This window comes from Dyella sp. 01L423 (assembly GCF_056399945.1).
The window spans coordinates 1-374 of the sequence record NZ_JBFTSI010000063.1 but is presented as its reverse complement, the minus strand read 5'-3'; the positions used below and the strand labels follow the sequence as shown (position 1 = coordinate 374).

The window sequence follows — 374 nt, the reverse complement described above, 5'->3', positions numbered from 1 at the left end:
GGTAGCCGGCGCCGGACTCGGGCGCCGGGCCGGCGCAACCGGTCACGAGCACGGCCATGCCGATGGTCGCCGCCACCCAGGCGGCCAGTCCGGCCCGCGAATGCCCGGGCGACATGGCGGCGCACGCGCAGGGCGACTCAGTTCAGGTCTTCATCCTTGTAATACTTGGTGCCCTTGGCCGTCAGTTCGACGGCCAGCCCGCTGTCCGTGATCTGGTAGACCCAGATCCCCGGCGCGACGGCCACCGCGCCCTGGAAGGCGCTGCCGCTGTCACCGGTTTTCGCGGCGGCGGTGGCTTGCCCCCCAATCGTCCAGCCAGAGTTGATGAATTCGTTCAGCGCCTTGTCGTTCTCGAACACCCAGACCATCTGGAA

General features: G+C 68.4%; 1 protein-coding gene. It reads right to left on the bottom strand.

Features of this window, described 5'->3' with window-relative positions:
* Window positions 1-137: 137 nt before the first annotated feature.
* Window positions 138-374: YSC84-related protein (locus AC1DMY_RS21075; RefSeq protein ID WP_477166790.1), on the bottom strand; the 237-nt coding region annotated here is incomplete at its 5' end.